General features: G+C 36.9%; 20 protein-coding genes. 1 reads left to right on the top strand and 19 read right to left on the bottom strand.

All coding sequences use genetic code 11. The features are described from left to right. Positions 1 to 33: 33 nt before the first annotated feature. The 9 genes from FC37_RS01475 to FC37_RS01435 form a co-directional block, all read right to left on the bottom strand. Positions 34 to 891: a cell division protein FtsQ/DivIB gene (locus tag FC37_RS01475; RefSeq protein ID WP_025005050.1), complete on the bottom strand. Its 858-nt coding sequence runs from the start codon at positions 889 to 891 to the stop codon at positions 34 to 36. Positions 892 to 907: 16 nt separating this feature from the next. Further along, positions 908 to 2,014, bottom strand: coding sequence for an undecaprenyldiphospho-muramoylpentapeptide beta-N-acetylglucosaminyltransferase (gene murG / locus FC37_RS01470; RefSeq protein WP_025005051.1), 1,107 nt, complete (start codon positions 2,012 to 2,014; stop codon positions 908 to 910). A gap of 1 nt (position 2,015) precedes the next feature. After that, complete coding sequence (murD, locus tag FC37_RS01465) at positions 2,016 to 3,395, bottom strand: UDP-N-acetylmuramoyl-L-alanine--D-glutamate ligase (RefSeq protein ID WP_025005052.1); 1,380 nt, start codon at positions 3,393 to 3,395, stop codon at positions 2,016 to 2,018. A 9-nt stretch (positions 3,396 to 3,404) separates the two neighbouring features. Next, positions 3,405 to 4,373: a phospho-N-acetylmuramoyl-pentapeptide-transferase gene (gene mraY, locus FC37_RS01460; RefSeq protein ID WP_025005053.1), complete on the bottom strand. Its 969-nt coding sequence runs from the start codon at positions 4,371 to 4,373 to the stop codon at positions 3,405 to 3,407. A gap of 6 nt (positions 4,374 to 4,379) precedes the next feature. Beyond that, complete coding sequence (locus FC37_RS01455; protein WP_025005054.1) at positions 4,380 to 6,539, bottom strand: penicillin-binding protein; 2,160 nt, start codon at positions 6,537 to 6,539, stop codon at positions 4,380 to 4,382. Then, positions 6,539 to 6,901: a cell division protein FtsL gene (gene ftsL / locus FC37_RS01450; RefSeq protein WP_025005055.1), complete on the bottom strand. Its 363-nt coding sequence runs from the start codon at positions 6,899 to 6,901 to the stop codon at positions 6,539 to 6,541. The genes FC37_RS01455 and ftsL overlap by 1 nt, the downstream gene beginning before the upstream one ends. Before the next feature lie 13 nt (positions 6,902 to 6,914). Continuing rightward, positions 6,915 to 7,862, bottom strand: a complete 948-nt coding sequence (gene rsmH, locus FC37_RS01445; protein WP_025005056.1) for a 16S rRNA (cytosine(1402)-N(4))-methyltransferase RsmH — start codon at positions 7,860 to 7,862, stop codon at positions 6,915 to 6,917. A 4-nt stretch (positions 7,863 to 7,866) separates the two neighbouring features. Then, positions 7,867 to 8,298: a division/cell wall cluster transcriptional repressor MraZ gene (gene mraZ, locus FC37_RS01440; RefSeq protein ID WP_025005057.1), complete on the bottom strand. Its 432-nt coding sequence runs from the start codon at positions 8,296 to 8,298 to the stop codon at positions 7,867 to 7,869. 193 nt (positions 8,299 to 8,491) lie between these two features. Next, positions 8,492 to 8,824 (bottom strand): DUF3397 domain-containing protein, encoded by a 333-nt coding sequence (locus tag FC37_RS01435; protein ID WP_025005058.1) that lies wholly within the window; start codon positions 8,822 to 8,824, stop codon positions 8,492 to 8,494. Between the two features lie 93 nt (positions 8,825 to 8,917). Between FC37_RS01435 and FC37_RS09945 the strand changes: the two genes are divergently transcribed. Further along, positions 8,918 to 9,052, top strand: a complete 135-nt coding sequence (locus FC37_RS09945; RefSeq protein WP_081776546.1) for a DUF4044 domain-containing protein — start codon at positions 8,918 to 8,920, stop codon at positions 9,050 to 9,052. Between the two features lie 40 nt (positions 9,053 to 9,092). Here the strand turns inward: FC37_RS09945 and mreD are convergent, their stop codons facing one another. From mreD to FC37_RS01390, 10 genes are all read right to left on the bottom strand, one after another. Beyond that, complete coding sequence (gene mreD / locus FC37_RS01430; protein ID WP_025005059.1) at positions 9,093 to 9,632, bottom strand: rod shape-determining protein MreD; 540 nt, start codon at positions 9,630 to 9,632, stop codon at positions 9,093 to 9,095. Beyond that, the gene (mreC, locus tag FC37_RS01425; RefSeq protein WP_025005060.1) at positions 9,632 to 10,483 is read right to left on the bottom strand and encodes a rod shape-determining protein MreC; all 852 of its coding nucleotides are present in this window, start codon (positions 10,481 to 10,483) and stop codon (positions 9,632 to 9,634) included. Before mreC ends, mreD begins: the two co-directional genes overlap by 1 nt. Positions 10,484 to 10,528: 45 nt before the next feature. Next, the gene (locus tag FC37_RS01420; protein WP_025005061.1) at positions 10,529 to 11,533 is read right to left on the bottom strand and encodes a rod shape-determining protein; all 1,005 of its coding nucleotides are present in this window, start codon (positions 11,531 to 11,533) and stop codon (positions 10,529 to 10,531) included. Between the two features lie 95 nt (positions 11,534 to 11,628). Continuing rightward, positions 11,629 to 12,252 carry a JAB domain-containing protein gene (locus tag FC37_RS01415; protein WP_025005062.1) on the bottom strand — a complete coding sequence of 208 codons (624 nt, stop codon included), beginning with the start codon at positions 12,250 to 12,252 and terminating at the stop codon, positions 11,629 to 11,631. Positions 12,253 to 12,291: 39 nt separating this feature from the next. Continuing rightward, complete coding sequence (locus FC37_RS01410; RefSeq protein ID WP_025005063.1) at positions 12,292 to 12,969, bottom strand: HAD family hydrolase; 678 nt, start codon at positions 12,967 to 12,969, stop codon at positions 12,292 to 12,294. Continuing rightward, complete coding sequence (locus FC37_RS01405; RefSeq protein ID WP_025005064.1) at positions 12,959 to 14,233, bottom strand: bifunctional folylpolyglutamate synthase/dihydrofolate synthase; 1,275 nt, start codon at positions 14,231 to 14,233, stop codon at positions 12,959 to 12,961. The genes FC37_RS01410 and FC37_RS01405 overlap by 11 nt, the downstream gene beginning before the upstream one ends. Continuing rightward, entirely contained in the window at positions 14,234 to 16,873 is a 2,640-nt protein-coding gene (locus FC37_RS01400) for a valine--tRNA ligase (RefSeq protein WP_025005065.1), read from the bottom strand. It abuts the gene before it with no gap. A gap of 298 nt (positions 16,874 to 17,171) precedes the next feature. Beyond that, complete coding sequence (locus tag FC37_RS10670; RefSeq protein WP_236697257.1) at positions 17,172 to 17,627, bottom strand: hypothetical protein; 456 nt, start codon at positions 17,625 to 17,627, stop codon at positions 17,172 to 17,174. 14 nt (positions 17,628 to 17,641) lie between these two features. Then, the gene (locus FC37_RS10665) at positions 17,642 to 18,268 is read right to left on the bottom strand and encodes a glycerophosphodiester phosphodiesterase (RefSeq protein WP_236697256.1); all 627 of its coding nucleotides are present in this window, start codon (positions 18,266 to 18,268) and stop codon (positions 17,642 to 17,644) included. A gap of 116 nt (positions 18,269 to 18,384) precedes the next feature. Then, positions 18,385 to 20,268, bottom strand: coding sequence for a flavocytochrome c (locus FC37_RS01390; RefSeq protein WP_025005066.1), 1,884 nt, complete (start codon positions 20,266 to 20,268; stop codon positions 18,385 to 18,387). Between the last annotated feature and the right edge of the window lie 19 nt (positions 20,269 to 20,287).

Raw genomic sequence — 20,287 nt, 5'->3', positions numbered from 1 at the left:
AAAAATTCTAACATAAATAAACAAGTAAAACAGCTACGATACCCCGTAGGCTTTCTTTTCACTTGAAGTTAATGGCCTGCTAAACGCACCTATTTCTAAATCAATTAAGCTATTTTTTCCAGCTTTAACTTTAATTTCGTCATAATATTTTAGTTTGCTCTTTAACGTTACGGTACTGCCAATAATTACATTGCCATCTTTCATAACTAAAATTACTTGTGACTTTCGTCTAGTGTTCCCACTTAATAATTTTACCTGGTTTTGGAATGATTTGGGCAAACTATTAAATAAGTTTAAATCTTCTTTTAAAGAAGTTGCTTTATTATAGCCAACAAAAATAGGTTTATCTTGATCGACTTTTGCCCAAGTAATTGCAGTACTGCCTAACTTGCCATTACTTAAAATCTTACGATAATCATCGCCATCTTTTAAATAGCCTACGGTTTTACGTTCATTAATTTGCAATATGAGCTGGTTAACATGACCTAAATGTGCTTGGGCACTTTCTATTTCAGGATACTTCTTAGATAATTTTTGGCTCAAATCTTTTTGTTGAAACAAATAATCAAAAACCTTATCACTGGCTTTGATCTTAGATGCCTTCACGATTCCTTTAATTGGTAAATCCGAAGCACCAATCACCTTAACCGTACTTATATTGGCCAAGGGAGAAATATAATAGCCTAGCCCAGCAATCGCCAAAACTGAAACTGACATTATTAAACCAAGCCGCCGTCTTAGTGACCGTCGTCTTTCCGCCTGTAAACTAGAAAGTGAGGCAGAAATCTTGGCTTGCGATTTACGACTATTTTTTTGTTGATTGAATTCATGATTCAAATAAGGAGATAATTCCTTTCTTGGATCAATCCTCGTTACTGGTTTCTTTGCCATCTGCCTCACCGGCCTCCTAGCGTGAAATCTCTTCCATCACTTTAATCACTTGATCAGATGCATCAGGTACACCTAATGCCTTTGAAGCCTGACTCATTTCTTTAGCGTATTTTTCATCAAGCAAAATATGATCAATTGAAGAAACAAAATTATTAGGGTTAAGATCATCTTCTGGGATGACCAAGGCTGCGCCAGCCTTCTCTAAATCTAATGCATTCTTCATTTGGTGATTGTGCGTTACATTAGGACTTGGAATCAAAATTACAGGTACACCTAATGCAGTGAACTCCGCAATACTTGTTGCTCCAGATCTTGAAACAACACAAGTCATTTCTGGTAATAAACCGGGCATGTTCTTGATGTATGGCAAAACCTTAATATTATTACCAATATCTACGTTCTCTAACTTCTTTTGAACTGAATCAAAATAGTAAGTACCTGTAGCCCAAATAATTTGGTATGGCTTAGTCTTTAAATTCATTAATGACTTAAGCATAATTCGATTGATAGCTAAAGCACCACGGGAACCACCAAAAACTAAAACAGTTGGCATTTCTGAACTAAGTCCCCACTTCTTCTTTATATCAATCTTTTCTTCATGTAAGCTCAAAACCTGTTGTGATCTTGGATTACCTGTTTTAACTAGCTTCTTTTTTTCAGGGAATTCTTTTGCAGCATCGTCAAAAGTGTAACAAATGCGATCAACATAGTGGCCTAAAAACTTGTTAGCTAAACCAACAACTGAATTGGATTCATGGATCATAGTTGGAATATGCATTTTAGCTGCTTCATAAACCATAGCTCCACTAACATAACCACCTGTACCCAAAACGACATCAGGCTTAAATTCTTTTAAAATCTTCCGTGCACTCTTGGTAGCTTGTAAAAACAATTTAATGGTTTCAAAGTTTTTCAACGGATGCTTCCGATTAAATCCTTGAATGTTAATTGTTTTGAAATTAACACCAGCTGCAGGAACAATTTTAGATTCCAATCCTTTTTTAGTTCCGACAAATAGAATTTCATCATTTTTGCTAATTCCACGTTCTTTCAAACGTTCAATAATTGCCATAATTGGGTAAATGTGACCACCTGTGCCACCGCCGGTAAATATAACTCTCATTTTATTTAGTCTTCAATTCCTTAATAAATTTTACAAAGTAATCGCCACGATCTTCAAAGGTTCTGAATTGATCCCATGAAGCACAAACTGGTGAGAACAAGATTACATCTCCAGGTTCACTTAACTCATATGCTCTTGGAACAGCTTCTTGAAGAGTATTAACAATTACAATATCTTTAATGCCAGCTTTTCTAGCAGCATCAGCTAATAGATATTTTGTTTCTCCATAAAGAACAATAGATTTAACATGCTTCTTGAACAATGGTACTAAATCATCAAACAAGAATCCTCTATCAAGACCACCTGCAATTAAAACTTCTGGTTCTTTGAATGCAGGAATAGCAACTGTAGCTGCTTCAATATTAGTTGACTTAGAATCATTATAAACCTTGCGTCCATCAAGAGTTGTTACATATTGCAAACGGTGCTTAGCACCAGTGAAAGTACTCAAAACCGCTGCAATATCATCATTATCTGCACCCATAATCTTTGAAATTGCAATTGCAACCAAGCTATTTTGTAAATTATGAATACCTGGTAATTTGATATCTGCAATCTTCATGATCTTTTCATTGTGACTCTCAAGATATTCATCACCAATAAAGTAATCTGCATTAGAATCTGTTTCTGAGAAAGTTTGCATCTTAGCAGGTGTTACTTCTTTTTCTTTAGCTAAAATATCTTTTTGATCAAAGTTAGCAATAAAGTAGTCATCACTATTTTGAGTTCTAGTAACGTTCAACTTAGCATTTACATAATTTTCAAAGGTCTTGTGATAGTCCAAGTGAACATTATTATAAATGTCGACAATAGCAGCCACCTTAGGATCAATATCTGTTACGCCAAGTAATTGGAAACTAGAAATTTCTACTACCAAGATATCATCCTTAGTTGCCTTAGGTACTACTTCAGAAATTGGCACACCAATATTACCTACTGCATAGGCATGATGACCTGATTTTTGTAAATGATGATCCAAAATTCTTTGAGTGAGCATCACAGTGGTAGTTTTACCATTTGAACCTGTGACACAAACATAAGGAGCATCACTACAACTTAAAGCAATTTCAGGCTCTGTAATAATTGGAATATTTAGTTCTTCAGCTTTTTTAACCATTGGATTCTCATATGGAATACCTGGATTTTTAACTAAATAATCAAAATGTTCTTTTTCAAGTAAATCAACTGGGTGATGTCCGCCAATTACACGAACGCCTTTAGCCTTTAGCTCTTGTGCTTTTTCATTTTTATCAAGATCAGCCTTGTCATTCAAGGTTAATTTAGCACCTAATTTTAAAAGTAATTCGCTAACTGCAAATCCACTTTTACCTAAACCTAAAACTAAAATATTCTTATTACTATAAGTTTTAATATCCTTCATTTTTTATTTTTATCCCCAAATTGCTAAATATAAAATACTACCTACTAAACCAACAATCCAAAAAACAATGTCTACTTTCCATTCTGACCAGCCTAACATTTCAAAATGATGGTGAATAGGAGTCATCTTAAAAATTCTCTTACCAGTAGTTTGGAAAGAAATAACCTGCATAATTACACTAGCAGTTTCACATACAAATACAATACCCACTAACAAAAGTGACCATGGTCTATTAAGCATAATACTTACTGTAGCAAGACCACCACCTAATGCAAGTGAGCCTGCATCCCCCATGAAGATTTTGGCAGGCTTATGGTTGAAAATAAAGAAAGCAATCAAACCGCCAATTACACTCATGCAAAAGGCTAAAATAGCCAAATTCTTTTGTTTAAATGCGATATAAGCATATGTACCATAGGCTACTACAGATAACCCGGTAGCTAAGCCATCCAAACCGTCTGAAAGGTTAACAGCATTAGAAAAGCCAACCAACCAGAAAATAATGAAGATTACAAATAATGCTACGCTATGAACAACTCCAGCAAATGGAATGTATAAACCAAAATTAAAGTGATCGCTTGAAGCAATTAATACAATCACAATGGCAATAATAATTTGTAAAGCAAGTTTTTGCCATGCTCTTAAACCCAAATTTCTTTTGTAATACAGCTTGATTCCATCATCAAGGAAACCAATGATACCGTAACCTAAAAGACTGATTACTAAAATCCAAACAACTTTGTTCAAGCTATGTTGCCATGCAGCAACCCAGATAACAGAAATTACTGCTGCAATAACAAAAATTGTTCCTCCCATTGTAGGAGTTCCTGATTTCTTTTGGTGCCATTTTGGCCCTTCATCACGAATTTCCTGTCCTTCATGATGCGAATGCATAAACTTAATTAACAACGGTAAAAAAATTACCGTCAAAATTAATGAACTAATTAAAGCAACAAAACTTGCTTGCATAATACTCATCCTATGCTACTCCTTTAAATTAACTTTTATTTTTTCTCCAGATTTTAACTCTGCTCCCTTGGCCACACTTTGGCTGGTAACAGTTCCGGTTCCCTTTATGCTTAATTTAATACCTGATACATTAGAGAATTGATGTAAATCATTAAAACTCCACCCCTTCATATCAGGACAATTTATTTTACCTGAGGTATATACAAAGATCTTGTCCCCAGACTCCAATTTCTCACTGCTCTTAATTCCTTGAGCAGTAATTCTATCTTTTTCACCTATTTTAACTAAGTTAAGACCAACTTGCTTAGCTTTAGCTGAAGCTTGAGCAACTGTCATATTCTTGAAATTAGGAACACTAACAGTCGTGGTTGAATTATCACTTTTAGCCATTGTAATAATTCGACTCATCATTGGTTTAAAGATAGAAGCTAAAATCTTTTCAGCTGTTGTCCCAGCCAAATGAGGTTGCTTGATAGTTAGGTAAATACAATATCTAGGATTCTTGGTAGGGTAAACACCTACAACCGAGAAGATGTAATTACTATCGCCCTTAAGATAGCCGCCACCTTTAGGATTGGCAATCTGTGCTGTACCAGTTTTAACTCCAATATCAGCATTCCCCATCTTGTAGGCTGAACCAGTACCTGACTGTTTATTCAAAACTTTTCTCATATTAGCCAAAACAACTCGTTTAGTTTTAGCAGAATAAATTGGCGTACCGACTTTTTTAATTTGGTAACCCTTTATTGTTTTACCATTAAAATCAGTAACTTTATCAACTAATTGTGGTTTAACCATTTGACCATTGTTCCCCAAGGAACTGTAGGCCTGCATCATTTGCATTACATTTACGCTAACCCCCTGACCAAATGCAGTTACCGCTTGGTCAACTGAAGTCTTAAATGAAATGAAGCCTGGTTGTTCACCTGGAAGAGTTATACCAGTTTTTTCACCAATATGGAACCTCTTAAGGTACTTTTTCCAAGTTTTTGAGCCCATCTTTTGTTCCAACTTAACGAAACCGGTATTACTTGATCTTTCAAAAGCTTGTGAAAAAGGAATGGTACCCCAACCCGAAGTAAGCCAGTCATGAATTGTCGAGCCACCAATACTTACTGAACCTGAACGATAATATTCATTAGGATTGTAATTACCACTGTTTACTGCAGCCGCAAATGACAACACCTTAAATGCAGAACCTGGTTCGTATGTATCTTGAACTAAAATATTTCGATATGACTTAGTTAAGCCCTTCTTAGTTTGAGGATTAAAAGTTGGACGCTGTGAAGCAGCTAAAATTTTTCCTGTCTTCATATCCTCAACTACTGCGGTAATAGAAGTAGGATCATAAGCCTTCTGAACTTCAGTTAGTTTTGTCTCCAAATAACTTTGTAATTGTGAATTTAATGTCAAATACAAGTTATTACCATTTTCAACTGGTTTATAAACCTGACTTTGGTTAGGTGATTGATTTTCAGTAGCATCTACTGTTGAAATGCGATAACCATCTTTACCAGTCAAAGTATTGTTAAAGTAGGCTTCTAACCCCATAGTACCAACTAATGCTTCACTATTAGTCTTTTTGTCATACTCTGGTTGAGCTAATCCCACAATATGCGAAGCAAAATTACCATTTGGATATAAACGAGAAGGCGTCTCTACAAATTTAATACCAGGCAATTTCATGGCTTCAATCTGTTTCTTCTGCTTTAAAGTTAGGCCGCTACCGCCGCTACCAAATTGAACTTGGAAAGCTTTATGCTTGGGATTCAAATATTGGTAAATCTTATCCGCAGATAGTGGTAAAACCTTTGATAGCTTCTCTGCAGTTTCAGTTTTATTAACCACATATTCTGGTTTATTTTTGTAATTAATTGACGACTTATCCAAAATTGCATAAATAGTATACAAATGCGAATCCTCTGCGATCGCTAAGCCATTACAATCATAAATTGTTCCCCGCGACGCCTTAATAATCTCATTGCGCCTATAAAGCTGCTTAGTTCTCTGCGACAAGTTCTGTCCACTGACAGTTTTAGAAATTCCTATATATAAAAATCTAGCTGTAAATACAAGAAAAACCAAAGCCACAGCTACTTGGAGAACTCTCCCCACTGTGAAGCGGTAGCTGTGAGCTTTGGATTTTTGTAATTTTAAATTACTATTTTTTTTCATTAGCGAATTGTCCTAATGTTTTTATTAATCAGAGTTAATCCTTTTTCACGCGCAATCTTGTTTAAGCGTGAAGTAGAAGTTAACTCACCAATTTCTTGACGTAAATCGGTGATCCTATTCTGTTCCTTAGCAACTGTCTGCTGAGTTTGACTTAGCTCATGTTGAGCCGAAGTTGCAGAAATACTAGAAGAAACCAAGAAGATCATCATTCCCAAGGTGACGATACTTCCTATTGCTAGTAAAGTCTTCTCTAAAATATTGTAAGGAACTTTACGCGGATCAAGGATAATTCGTTGACGTTTCTGCGAACCATTCTGTTTTCTAGGTTCATATTCAATTTTTCTTGCTGAGCTGTCAGCCATAGCATTTTCCTCTTTATAACTTCTCTGCAACCCGTAGTTTTGCACTGTGTGAGCGGTTATTGTTTTCTAACTCGGAAGTTGAAGCAGTAATCGGTTTGCGATTTACCAAACGAAGTGTTGGTTTCATATCGTCTGGCACAAAGGGCATTCCTCTTGGAACCTCAACCTCTGAATACTTCTTAAAAATCTTTTTAACGATTTTATCTTCATGGGACTGAAAGGTAATCACGCTAATTCTGCCACCAGGTCTTAAAATCTTAATAGCTTCTTCAAGTGAAGCCTGTAAAACATCAAGTTCGTGATTAACAGCAACTCGTAAAGCTTGAAAGCTTTTCTTAGCTGGATGTCCTCCAGTCCTTCGTGTATACGCGGGAATCGCCTCTTTAATAATGTCAACCAATTCAAAGGTTGTCACAATTGGCTTATCCTTACGTCTTTCTACGATCCTATGAGCAATCTGCCGGGAGAATTTTTCATCTCCATATTGATATAAAATATCTGCTAGCTCTTTTTGACTTAAAGTATTAACTAACTGATATGCATCCGTATCTTGACTTTGATCCATTCTCATATCTAACCTTGCATTATAACGATATGAGAAGCCACGATCAGCTTGATCAAACTGAGGTGATGAAACACCTAAATCGTAATATATGCCATCTATTCCATCTGCGTAACCCAGCTTAACTAGATCCTGCTCCAGATTACTAAAGTTGTCATGTACTAATTTCAATTTAGGTTCACTATCTGGCTGCAATAAATCAGCGAAGTTCAACTCTGCCGATTTTATCGCATATTCATCTTGGTCAAAACCGATTAACGTACCAGTTTCAATTTTACTTAACAAATACTTGGCATGCCCACCGCCGCCAAAAGTTGCATCTACATAAAGACCACCGTTTTTTGGTTTTAAATTATCTATAGTTTCGTGTAAGAGTACACTGGTGTGTTTGAATTTCATAGTTTTATAGTTCAATGTCGTCCAAATTTTCAGCAATATCATCATAGTCTTCGTTAGCTTCTTCCTCAAAGCTATCCCAACGTTCCTTAGCCCAAATTTCAATTCGGTCAGAAACTCCTACAATGACACATTCTTTAGTAAGTCCAGCATGAGCTTTTAATGTCGATGTAAAATTGACACGCCCCTGCTTATCGAACTCACTTTCCATCGCACCAGAGTAGAATAAACGCATAAATTTACGCGTATTCCTCTTAGTCAACGGAAGTTTTGCTAATTTGGCTTCTATCTTTTGCCATTCTTCCATCGAATAACCAAAAATACAGCCTTCCATTCCTCGAGTAAATACCATCTTATTCCCAATTTGATCGCGAAGTTTCGCTGGTATAATTAGGCGACCCTTGCTATCAAGATTGTGGTGATATTCACCCATGAACATGGTCTAGCCCCCTTCCACTAAATAATTTACCACAATTCACCACTCTCTACCACAAACTCTGGAAAAAAATACATATTTTTATGCTTATTTATCTTTTTATTTTATAAAATTTAAAAAAGCTGCAAAATATTATAATTTTGCGGCTTTTGCATATACAAATGATTTTTACTTTATTAAAAAATTAGTAACTAAATTAATAAGCAAACATTAAAATTAACGAACCAAGATACCAAAAACAACTGCAAGCAGCTAAATAATCCCATAACTTGCGAATCGTTTTACCTAATGAAATATTTTTATTTTTAATTGCATCGTTTAAAGACACAATAATAACTAAGATAAAATAAAATAAAAATCCATATGGTAAAAAAGAAGGCAAGTTAGCATGTGTAGTGGCTAAATTGCATGCGGCAAGCAAGAAAAAAGGCAAAACATCATAGCCTCTAAACTGAGCATGTGGGAAAATTTTATTAATTAAAAAAGCTGCTACCAAACCGATAATTGGTATTAAGAAAATAAAAAGCATAAAAGATCCTCCATCCTTTTTATTCTAAACTACAATTCATTTGAAAAAAACTATTAATAAGCATAAAATATTGTTCAAGTAGGAGGGCTTTTTATGGCACGAAAAAAGAAGAAGAAATCTGGTTTTCAAAAATTGACAATTGTAATGGCTTGGTTAATGGCAGTTATTACATTAGCCGCAGTTGTTGCTGGTGCTGTCGGTGCAATGGCCGGAGCAGGAATGTTTTAAAAAAAGAGACGAGAAAAATTTTTCTCGTCTCTTTTTATTTTTACACACGATAAGCATTTAAATCAATTAAGAACGGATAATCTTGTGCTAGGTTACCCCAAATCCAGTATAAACAAACGAAGAATCCTGCCGTCCATCCTTGATTCACTAATAGACTCATTAATAAGCCATGAATCGACGTCGTAGCTATTCCTATCATGTTAAAGATCAGCCAACTATATGCTACAAAAATTGTCGTTCCTAATAAAACTACAATTAGTCTTGCCCAAAATATTTCTGGTAAAAAGCGAGCAATTTTTTGACAAATCCAACAGCTGAGAGGTAAGAAAACTGCATAAACTCCAATAAAGCCATAAAAGTAAATGTCAGCAACTATTCCCGTGCCTAAGGCCAGCCAAATTTCATTTTCATTGGTGTCATCAAAAAGTCCAATCAGCATTACACTAATCGGTAAAATTAGACTAGCGGCACCAAAACTTCCATAATCCATAAATTGATGCAAATAAAATGAACAAACACCATCTACAACAATGGCAACAAAAAGTCCAATTGCTAAAACCCATTTACGAAAAATAGACATTAGTTAGCCACCTGTCTTTCAATAACTGTAACAACTGACGGATCGCTAATATCACCTGCTGGTTTAATTCTAATTTGATCAGATAAACCAAATGAATCACGGGTAGTCTGAGTAACAGTACCAATTAAAAGTCCTTTAGGCGAATTACCACCCATACCACTCGTGTAAACTCTAGTGCCGGCCTTTAACTTGCGGCCATCAACTACCTGAGTAAAGGCTAATTGGTTATTAGCTGTAACAGTAATGATCCCGTGAACGGTCTTGCCATTAGCAACATCTGCTTGAACAGAAAAACGGTTAGCCGATTCATCTGTAGTAGTGATCAATTCGACTTTTGAAGAAGCGGCATTAGCTTCAACAATTCGTCCAATAACTCCACCACCACACATTACAGCCATATTCTTCTTAATACCTGAAGAACTACCTTTATTAATTGTAAGTAGATCTGACCAGGTATCTGGAGCACGAGAAATAACTGAAGCATTGATCAAAATATAACCACTTAAAGTATCTTTCAAATTCAATGCTGCTTTTAACTGCCGATTTTCTTTCTCTAAGCTGGCATTACGGACCTTAGTTTGACCTAAATTAGTAATTTGGCGCTTCAGATGGTTATTCTCATCTTGTGCATTTAAAATCTCATGTGCATTATTCAAACCACCAGAAATAAAACCTACCGGAACATCAATAATTCTAGATCCTAAGGCTACAATATCATTTCCTAAGCTTTGAACAAGCAATGGAGCATTACGTTTATTACGTAAACTAACACTCCCACCTAAAACGGCAAAAATGACAATAATTACAATAAATGTTGATAATAACTTTTTATTTTGTAGAAATTTTTTCATTAAGAATTGATCCTAAAGAAAAACCGGCCATAGCCGGCTTTTTTATTATTTGCGACTTCTACGCATTACTTCAATATTCTTGAGTGATTCACCAGTACCAATTGCCACACAATCAAGTGGATCTTGTGCAATAAATACTGGAACCTTAGTTGCTTCAGAAATTACTTCTGGCAAGTTCTTAAGCAATGCACCACCACCGGTTAAAACGATACCGTGGTCGATAACATCGGCAGCAATTTCAGGAGAGGTTTGTTCTAAAGTTTCCTTAATTGCAACGATGATGTCTTGAACAACATCTTGAATAGCCTTAGCGATATCTTCAGCGTTGATATCAATTGACTTTGGCAAACCAGTAACCAAATCACGACCACGAATATTCATAGCTTCAATTTCCTTAGCTTTTTCAATTGAAGCAGAACCTACTTGAATCTTAATATCTTCAGCAGTTCTTTCACCAATCAATAAATTAAAGTTGGAGTGAATGTAATTAATAATTGCATTGTTAAACTTATCTCCAGCTTGACGAATTGAAGTTGATGAAACAATACCACCTAATGAAATAGTAGCAACATCAGTAGTACCACCACCGATATCAACAACCATTGAACCAGTAGGATCCATAACTGGAAGGCCTGCACCAATAGCTGCAGCAAATGGTTCTTCAATCACGAAAGCTTCGCGAGCACCAGCTACTCTAGCTGCATCAATTACAGCACGCTTTTCAACTTCAGTAACACCTGAAGGAACACAAATCATTACTGAAGGCTTAGAATTGCCAACAGTCTTTTCCATAAAGTACTTAAGCATAGCAGCAGTAGTGTCGTAATCAGCAATAACCCCATCCTTCATTGGACGGATAGCTACAATACTACCTGGGGTTCTACCAATCATTTCCTTGGCTTCTGAACCAACTGCGATTACTTCACCTGTATGTGTATTCTTTGCTACTACAGAAGGTTCTCTTAAAACAATTCCTTTACCCTCCATGTAAACAAGTGTATTGGCTGTACCTAAATCGATACCAATATTCTTTGTACCTAATCCAAACACAAAAATCTCTCCTTAATTGTTGCGGTCTCTAAATCTTGAATAATTATAGCATACTATAACTTTAAAGGTGATTTTCACGCAAATTTTAAAGAAGTTTAAAACAATTCTTTTTCACGCATGCTCAAATATTGTCCTTGTCCCACAATAAAATGGTCTAAAAGATCAATTTTCATCATTTTTGCCGCCCGATATAGATCTTTAGTTAATTCAAAGTCGTTGGAAGACGGCATTAATTTACCACTAGGATGATTATGAGCAATAAAAATCCCCGAACAGTCATAGATTACGGCCCAGCGAAAAATTTCTCGCGGATGTGCGACTGATTTATTTAACGTGCCTTGAAAAATCTTTTTCTCAGCTACAATTCGATTTCCATTATCGACATATAATGCCCAAAGCTCTTCTTGCTTGTGACCTACTAATTTATCAGCTAAATATGTCCCAACTTCAACACTTGAGGTTAAAACAGGTTTGCGTTTAGATGACGCCATTCGCAGGCGATCCATTACCTCTTCAGCCGTAATCGCCAAATTGCTGGGGCAACTTGAACCTGTTATGAATTGAACTATATCATCGAAGGAATTAAAATCTCTTTTTCTTAAAAAAGACTCTAACTCTTCAAAAGTTCTAATTCCTTTATCCTTGAACTGCTCAAATAACTTAGCTAGTAATTCTAGGTCTGTATTTACAAAGTAATGATTTGAGTTTATTTCTATCATAAAAATTTCTCCCTTCATTACTTAATACGCAAAAAAGAGCTAAATTTTTTTAAGAAAATCAAAAAAGTTTTGACAAATCATTATAGCATTCTGTTTGTCTTGGTCAGTCGGAGCCATTAGATCTGGCACCATTACACATTTTAAGACTGCATTTTTCGCAGCTTGGACACCAGTTGATGAATCTTCAAAAACCAAAATATTTTCTTTTGCTAGATTCATTTTTTTAGTAGCTGCTAAATAAATATCTGGTGCCGGTTTAGCTTTAATGTGTCCCTTTTGCACATCTAAATAACTTAGATGAAAATCAAAATAATTTCTAATCCCTGTTGCCCACAAAAAGTGTTGCAACACATCTTCGTAGTTGCTTGAAGCAATTGCCATTTTCAAGCCACGATTTTTAAATTCATCTAATGCTTCTTGAACACCAGGACGTAACTTTAATTTTCCTTCATCGGTCCACTGCCAAACCAAATCATCGGTTCTTTTAATAAATCGGTCACGATCAGCATCAGTTTTGAAATATTTATGATAAAAATCCTGCATTTCTTTAACAGTTGCACCAGTTAACTTTAAATATGCATCCCTAGGCGTCCCAAGTTTTTCTTCTTCTGCAGCTTGGATATTAGCCTTCCAATACAATTCTTCAGAATTAACCAATAGACCATCCATATCAAAGATAATGCCTTGAATATCATCGTTTATCCCTTTAACCTGCATTGCCTTTTCCTTTCCAATTTAAAATTGCACTTACTAAATAAAACGATCCGGTCACCAGCAGAATATCGCTGGCATTCATCTTCTCTTTTAATTTAGCAAAGCCTTCCCGATAATCTCCTTCATAATTATATCGTCTTTGGACATCAATGGGAAAATCATTTTCTTTAGCAACACGAGGATAATCTAATGTTGTTAATAACACTTGATCATCTTGGTTAAATAAATTAAAAACTTGCTCTAAGTCTTTATCTTTCATCATGGTCACTAAAGCATAAACATGGCTATGCCGTTTTTTTGCTTCGGCATGAATTACTTCCAGCAAATTGGACATTGCTTGAATATTATGAGCTCCATCCAAAATGATTAATGGTTCTTTTTGCAAAATATGATAACGTCCAGGAATCTGAGTTTGATCAATTGCAGCTGCTATCTCTTGATTATCTAGCTTCAATTTAAGAAGTAAAAAGGTCTTAACGGCTACAGCAATATCATAGGCCTCTACCTGCGGACGAAAATCAAAAGAAATACTGCGTTTATCATCTGTATACTTCAACGCTCCATCTTGCGTTGTAATTGCAAAATCATGCTTTAATCGGAAAAGTGGTGCATGCTCTATATCTGCCTTTTTCACCAAAATAGGCAGAACATCATCAGGAACATTCCCTAATACTACTGGACGATTTTTCTTGATAATGCCACTCTTTTCTCGCGCAATATCTTGAATTGTCGGTCCAATAATCTTCTCATGATCTAATCCTACCGTAGTAATGATGCTTGCCTCTGGGACAATCACATTAGTTTTATCATGCTCGCCGCCAATTCCGACTTCAATCACGGCATAATCACAATGCTCTTGTTCAAAATAAACAAAGGCCATCGCAACTTCATACTCAAATGTAACTAACGAAAATTCTTTATCTTCTTGCTTAATTTCTTCAAAGGCAGCTTGAACCTTATTAGCCACATTAACTAAATCTTCATCGCTTATATCTTGATTATTTAATTGAATTCGTTCATTAAATTGATAAACATAAGGTGAGACAAAAAGGCCAGTCTTTTGACCGGCCTTTTTTAATAGATTTGCTAAGTAGTATGATGTTGAACCTTTACCGTTGGTTCCCGTAATATGAATCGTTTTTACCTGATCCTGCGGATTACCTAATTGCTGGAGCAACTTCTTGATAAAAGATAAATCATTCTTAGGATGCAAATGAGGCAATGAATATACATAATGGATTACCTCTTCAGCATTGGTAAATTTCAATTATTTACTCTCTTTCAAATCTTGAATTCGTTCACGAACACCAGCCAATTGGCTTTCGTAATCTGCCTTCTTTTCCTTTTCCTTGTTTACAACAGCTTCTGGAGCATGGTCAACAAAGCCCTTGTTTGCAAGTTTCTTTTCGGCACGTTGAACTTCGTCTTCAAGACGCTTTTCTTCTTTTTCCATTTTAGCCAATTCGTCATCAACGTTAACTAATTCAGTTAATGGAACAAAGATTTGTGCACCTGGAATAACGGCAGTCTTAGCAAGTTTTGGAGCTTCGATTTCTGCAGCTACAGTTAATTCCTTTGGATGTAAGAAGTTCTCAACGTAGTCAGCATTTTCATCCAAAACATGCTTGTTAGCTTCATCATCTAATTGAATCATAATATCAATTTGGCTAGACATTGGAGCATTAACTTCCATGCGAATGTTACGTACAGCCTTAATAATTTCAATTAAGAAGGCCATGTCACTATCTGCTTGCTTGTTTTCAAATTCCTTATGAGTAGTTGGGTATTCAGCTACCATAATTGACTTGCCTTCATGAGGCATTGAAAGCCAAAGCTTTTCAGTAACAAATGGCATAATTGGGTGCATCAAACGTAAGATTTGATCAAGAATCCAAATCAAGTTTTCTTGCTTTCTTGCCTTTAATTCTTCATCGTCACCATTCAAAGCGACCTTAGAAATTTCGATGTACCAGTCACAGAAGTCATTCCAGATAAAGTTGTAAGCTTCACGGCCTGCTTCACCAAATTGATATTCATCAAATAAACGAGTTACTTCACTAACAGTGTGGTTCAAACGATCAAAGATCCATCTATCTGACAAGTCAAACTTGCTTACATCTGGCATGTGTGCAGGCTTAGCATCAGCAGGCAAGTTCATAATTACGAAACGGCTTGCGTTCCAAATCTTATTAATGAAGTTCCAAGCTGCTGACAACTTCTTAGGATCATAACGAGTATCTTGACCAGGAGCAGTACCGTTAAGAAGGAACCAACGAAGAGCGTCAGCACCATACTTGTCTACTACGTCCATTGGGTCAACACCATTACCAAGTGACTTACTCATCTTGCGTCCTTGTTCGTCACGCATTAAACCGTGCAAAACAACATCATTAAATGGACGCTTGCCAGTGAAGTGAAGACTTTGGAACATCATTCTTGATACCCAGAAGAAAATGATGTCGTAACCAGTTACTAACGCATTAGTTGGGAAGTAACGCTTGAAGTCTTCTGAATTAGTATCAGGCCAGCCAAGAGTTGAGAATGGCCATAATGCACTTGAGAACCAAGTATCAAGTACGTCTGGATCTTGCTCCCAGTTTTCGATATCCTTAGGAGCTTCTTCACCTACGTAAGTTTCGCCAGTCTTCTTGTTGTACCAAGCTGGAATACGGTGACCCCACCATAATTGACGTGAAATACACCAATCATGAACATCTTCCATCCAGTGGTCCAAAGTACCTTCGAAACGATCTGGAACAAAGTTTACCTTGCCATCAGTCTTTTGGTTTTCAAGAACCTTGTCAGCAAGTGGCTTCATCTTAACGAACCATTGCTTTGAAAGACGTGGTTCAACTTGAACGCCTGAACGTTCTGAGTGACCTACTGAGTGAACGATTGGTTCAACCTCAATTAAGTAGCCTTCTTCTTTAAGGTCCTTAACTAAAGCTTCACGACAGTCAAAACGATCCATGCCAGCGTACTTGCCGCATTCTTCATTCATAGTACCATCGTCGTTCATAACGTTGATTCTCTTCAAATTATGACGGTTACCTACTTGGAAGTCGTTAGGGTCATGGGCTGGAGTAATCTTAACTAAACCAGTACCGAATTCTGGATCTACGTGTTGGTCTTCGATAATTGGAATATGACGACCAACAAGTGGTAATACTAATTCCTTACCAACGATATCTTTGTATCTTTCATCCCCTGGTGCAACCGCAACAGCAGTATCACCAAACATGGTTTCAGGACGAGTAGTAGCAATTTCTACATAGCCTGAGCCATCTGCGAATGGATACTTAACATGGTAAAAGGCACCCTTGTCATCCTTGTGAATAACTTCGATATCACTCAAAGCAGTTTGAAGTGCTGGGTCCCAGTTAATGATGTATTCACCACGGTAAATAAGACCTTCTTTGTAAAGTTGGACGAAGACCTTCTTAACTGCCTTTGAAAGACCCTTGTCTAAAGTAAATCTTTCTCTTGAGTAGTCAAGTGAAAGACCCATCTTAGCCCATTGGCCCTTGATAATTGAAGCATATTCGTCTTTCCAGTCCCAAACTTGCTTAACAAAAGCTTCACGACCCATTTGGTGACGATCTTTGCCTTGCTTGCGAAGCTTAGCTTCAACCTTAGCCTGGGTAGCAATACCGGCATGGTCCATACCTGGAAGGTAAAGAGTGTCGTAGCCTTGCATACGCTTGAAACGAATTAAAGTATCTTGAATTGCGGTATCCCATGCGTGACCTAAGTGTAATTTACCAGTTACGTTTGGTGGTGGGATAACAATTGAATATGGGTGAGCTTTCTTGTCACCGGATGGCTTGAATAAATCTTCATCAAGCCAAGTTTGATATCTGCCTTTTTCAACCTCATTAGGGTTGTATTTAGGTGCTAAATCTGTCATTAAAAATCCTCCAATAAAAAAGTCCTAGACAATGTTGTCTAGGACGATTTACTAACCGCGGTACCACCTATGGTTAAGTACAAAAATGTACTTCTCTTATAAGCGATAACGGCGCTGAAGTGTCCGGATTAACCTACTTAATTTCAATTAATCAGCTAATCAAGCTACTAATCAACTTCTGGCCTCTCAGCTGTTTGGCTTTTCTCTGTAAATAAAGTCGATCCCTCTTGATTCTTGCTTTGGTTACGATTATAACATGAATTTATTTTAGAAAAAAGAGATAGATGTATTGTATTCATCACTTAATCCACTGATTGCCACCTAAATTATAAACACGTTTGCCATGATATTTAGCTATAGCAAAGTAGTTCCAATGGCTGTGGGCACGCAAGGTTTTGCCGGCTGACTTTTTAAACGAAAGATCTGTCCAAACCGGTGTTGCTTTGTCAACTTTAACCAAACCTACTTGAGCACGAGGAGCTGAAGACTCATGGTGAAACAGATTTTTCTCACTCACCCACATGTTGGGTTGAACATGATACCACAATTGATTATTTACCAACTTAACTTGGTCAGCCTGCACTTGATTACCATTCTTTAACTTAAGATTAGCAGCAAGCTTTTCAGTCGGAAAAATTATCGATTGATAGTGAATGCGAAAATGATTATTCTCTTGCAGAATTTTGGCTAAACGAATCGGGAAATCAGTCAATAAACCGGTAACGCCCTTATCAGGATTTAAAAATTTATACATTTGCTTACTACTGTTTACGCCCCATAGCATGTATTTCTTGTTTTTATCACGTAAATAATTGGCAGCGCCACTAGATAAAAACTAGCAGCAAAATCCTGACTGCGTCCGATCGCTTTATATGAGCCGGCTAATTGCGTGCGCGGAATTTCGGGTGCTAAGCGAGCTAGCTTACTGAGTGCTGAATCAGAAAATGATTCAAATAAAACCCGCTTTTGCAAATGATACTTATTAACTAATTTAACTATTCTTTTGGCATTTTCCCCATTGCCTTTTGGCTCTAGCATAAACTTCACTTGCGGGTTATTTTGATAGCGTTGAAAAACCTCTTCGAGTGAATGAATGCTTTCCCCGCTTTGATTACGATAATTAGTTAACTTCTTAAAAGTATTTTCTTCAATTGATTGATCCACGCCAAAAACGCGACTCAAGTTGTTATCATGACTAACGACTAAAACATGGTCGGCACTTTCTTGCAAATCCAATTCTAAATAATCAACTTGTGCGCAAACGACACGATCATATGCTGCAAAGCTGTGTTCAGCGTATTTCCCCTGCTCGTTATCGCCGCGGTGAGCGATGTTCATGAACCCACAAGTGAATGGAAATATTGCTAGAAATATTAATGTGATGAGCTTTTTCATTGATCTATCCCTTCTGCGTTTCATCTTCTTTATTTTACACAAAATTTGATTTTTAAACGCAAAAAGAGCAAGAATCAAATCTCACTCTTTTAGTTTTGATATTATTTCTTTCTCAATTAATTCTGTGAAGCTCCAGAAGTAGCGTCTGGCTCCGTTGGCATATCTTCATAAGCAGTATTAGCAGCGATGCGGCCGAAGGTAAAGATATCAGCCAATGAGTTACCACCCAAACGGTTGCCTGCGTGAATACCACCAGCATTTTCACCAGCTGAGTACAAGCCATCAATGATCTTGCCGTCTTTGTTAAGAACATGAGCCTTAGTATCGATAACCAAGCCACCCATAGTATGGTGAATTGCAGGCTTACGAGGGGTTGCGTAGAATGGAGCAACTTCACATTTCAAGCCCAATACATTCTTATGGAATTCTGGATCTTTTCCTGCATCAACATATGAGTTGTACTTCTTAATAGTTTCAACTAAGACATCTGGATCCATCCCAATTTGCTTAGCTAAACCTTCCAAAGTATCATCTCTAAACAAAGTACCAGCTTTAACTTGAGCATCAAGTGATTCTTGAGTAGTATTGTAGGCTGTTTCCTTAATCTTATCATCAGCAATTTGATAGATTAATCCACCATTAGCAATGACTGCCTTAGCCAACACATCCCGTTCCGCAAATTCGTTAACGAAACGTTTACCTTCCTTATTAACCATAATATAGTTTGCCGGAGGAGTAACAACACCAGTGAATAATTCACCAGTTTTTGGATCAGCTACTGGCATCAATTGGATAAAGCCCATACCGAACAAGTCGGCACCAGCTTCAAGACCCAAGTTAATCCCGTCACCAGTAATTGATGGTGAGTTAGTTGTAGCAATATCATCATCAATCTTTTGCCAATAAGTATTGTACTTTTGGACCATCTTAGTGTTGGCACCAAAACCACCGGCAGTTAAGATGACAGCCTTTGAGTGAACAGTCAACTTGCTGCCATCGGCGCGAGTAGCAACTATACCGCGAACCTTGCCATCTTCGATGATTAATTTTTCAGCACGAGTTTCAAGATATGGATCAACACCGTGGTCTCTTACCCAGTCACCTAAAATATGGATGTAAGCATAACCCATCGGTTCAACTGGTTTGTGACCACGACGCCATAAACCACCAACTGGTTCAGTTACATCACTATTGTCGAACTTAACGCCTAAATCAGCTAACCATTTAACTGAGTTCAATGCATTTGTTACTAATTCATGAACTAAAGCATACTTACCGTGAATTTCATTTCCTTTAAGGTCAGTTCTCTTACCACCCAAGTAAGTTTGGATTTCGTGAAGTAAAGTTGAATCAAATAAGTAATCTGCACCTGAATCAACGTATTCTTTAATTTGCTTTTGTAATTCCTTAAAGTCATCTTGATATTCAGGATCAATTTGATCAATTGGAGTTGCAGCTAATTCCTTCAAAGTATCCTTTTCACCTGGAAGTGCCTTAAAATTCTTTTGCCAGTCAGGTTCGGCAGCGTTCATTGGACCACCGGCACGACTAGTATTACCACCAATTTGTGGGTACTTTTCTAAAATAGCAACTTTTTCACCATGTTGGATTGAGCGAACTGCAGCAGCCAAACCGGCACCACCAGCACCGACAACTGCTACGTCGACTGTTATTTCTTCATCTGTTGCTTTGGCAGCTACCGGCTTATTACGCTTCTTCCATTCTGTAGCATCCCCACCAGCTTCAGTAATTGCTTGTGCGATTCCATCTACAACGCCGTGACTTGAAATAGTTGCACCACTAACAGCATCAACATTTAAAGTTTGATTATCAATAATTTGCTTGGGCAAGCGGTTGAAGACTTCATCGGCAACGCCTTTAGTTTCGCCGGATGAATCAATTTCAATATTTTTGATCTTATCATCTTCGATAGTAACAGCCATTGGCATTGATTCTGAACCATGACCTTGTGCGCGTACTTGATATTTACCGTTCTTCATTATTTAACTTCCGCCTTTC

Origin of the sequence: Lactobacillus gallinarum DSM 10532 = JCM 2011 (assembly GCF_001434975.1) — a bacterium.
GTDB lineage: Bacteria > Bacillota > Bacilli > Lactobacillales > Lactobacillaceae > Lactobacillus > Lactobacillus gallinarum.
The sequence above is the reverse complement of the archived record's forward strand: the minus strand, read 5'-3'. Positions and strand labels throughout refer to the sequence as shown.

Coding starts and splice junctions, on each gene's coding strand:
- FC37_RS01415 (WP_025005062.1), bottom strand. CDS start 12,252: ATGATAGAAATAAACTCAAATCATTACTTTGTAAATACAGACCTAGAA.
- FC37_RS09945 (WP_081776546.1), top strand. CDS start 8,918: ATGGCACGAAAAAAGAAGAAGAAATCTGGTTTTCAAAAATTGACAATT.
- FC37_RS01410 (WP_025005063.1), bottom strand. CDS start 12,969: ATGCAGGTTAAAGGGATAAACGATGATATTCAAGGCATTATCTTTGAT.
- murD (WP_025005052.1), bottom strand. CDS start 3,395: ATGAAGGATATTAAAACTTATAGTAATAAGAATATTTTAGTTTTAGGT.
- mraY (WP_025005053.1), bottom strand. CDS start 4,373: ATGAGTATTATGCAAGCAAGTTTTGTTGCTTTAATTAGTTCATTAATT.
- rsmH (WP_025005056.1), bottom strand. CDS start 7,862: ATGAAATTCAAACACACCAGTGTACTCTTACACGAAACTATAGATAAT.
- murG (WP_025005051.1), bottom strand. CDS start 2,014: ATGAGAGTTATATTTACCGGCGGTGGCACAGGTGGTCACATTTACCCA.
- mreD (WP_025005059.1), bottom strand. CDS start 9,632: ATGTCTATTTTTCGTAAATGGGTTTTAGCAATTGGACTTTTTGTTGCC.
- FC37_RS01455 (WP_025005054.1), bottom strand. CDS start 6,539: ATGAAAAAAAATAGTAATTTAAAATTACAAAAATCCAAAGCTCACAGC.
- mraZ (WP_025005057.1), bottom strand. CDS start 8,298: ATGTTCATGGGTGAATATCACCACAATCTTGATAGCAAGGGTCGCCTA.
- FC37_RS10665 (WP_236697256.1), bottom strand. CDS start 18,268: ATGAAAAAGCTCATCACATTAATATTTCTAGCAATATTTCCATTCACT.
- mreC (WP_025005060.1), bottom strand. CDS start 10,483: ATGAAAAAATTTCTACAAAATAAAAAGTTATTATCAACATTTATTGTA.
- FC37_RS01400 (WP_025005065.1), bottom strand. CDS start 16,873: ATGACAGATTTAGCACCTAAATACAACCCTAATGAGGTTGAAAAAGGC.
- FC37_RS01390 (WP_025005066.1), bottom strand. CDS start 20,268: ATGAAGAACGGTAAATATCAAGTACGCGCACAAGGTCATGGTTCAGAA.
- FC37_RS01435 (WP_025005058.1), bottom strand. CDS start 8,824: ATGCTTTTTATTTTCTTAATACCAATTATCGGTTTGGTAGCAGCTTTT.
- FC37_RS10670 (WP_236697257.1), bottom strand. CDS start 17,627: ATGTATAAATTTTTAAATCCTGATAAGGGCGTTACCGGTTTATTGACT.
- FC37_RS01475 (WP_025005050.1), bottom strand. CDS start 891: ATGGCAAAGAAACCAGTAACGAGGATTGATCCAAGAAAGGAATTATCT.
- ftsL (WP_025005055.1), bottom strand. CDS start 6,901: ATGGCTGACAGCTCAGCAAGAAAAATTGAATATGAACCTAGAAAACAG.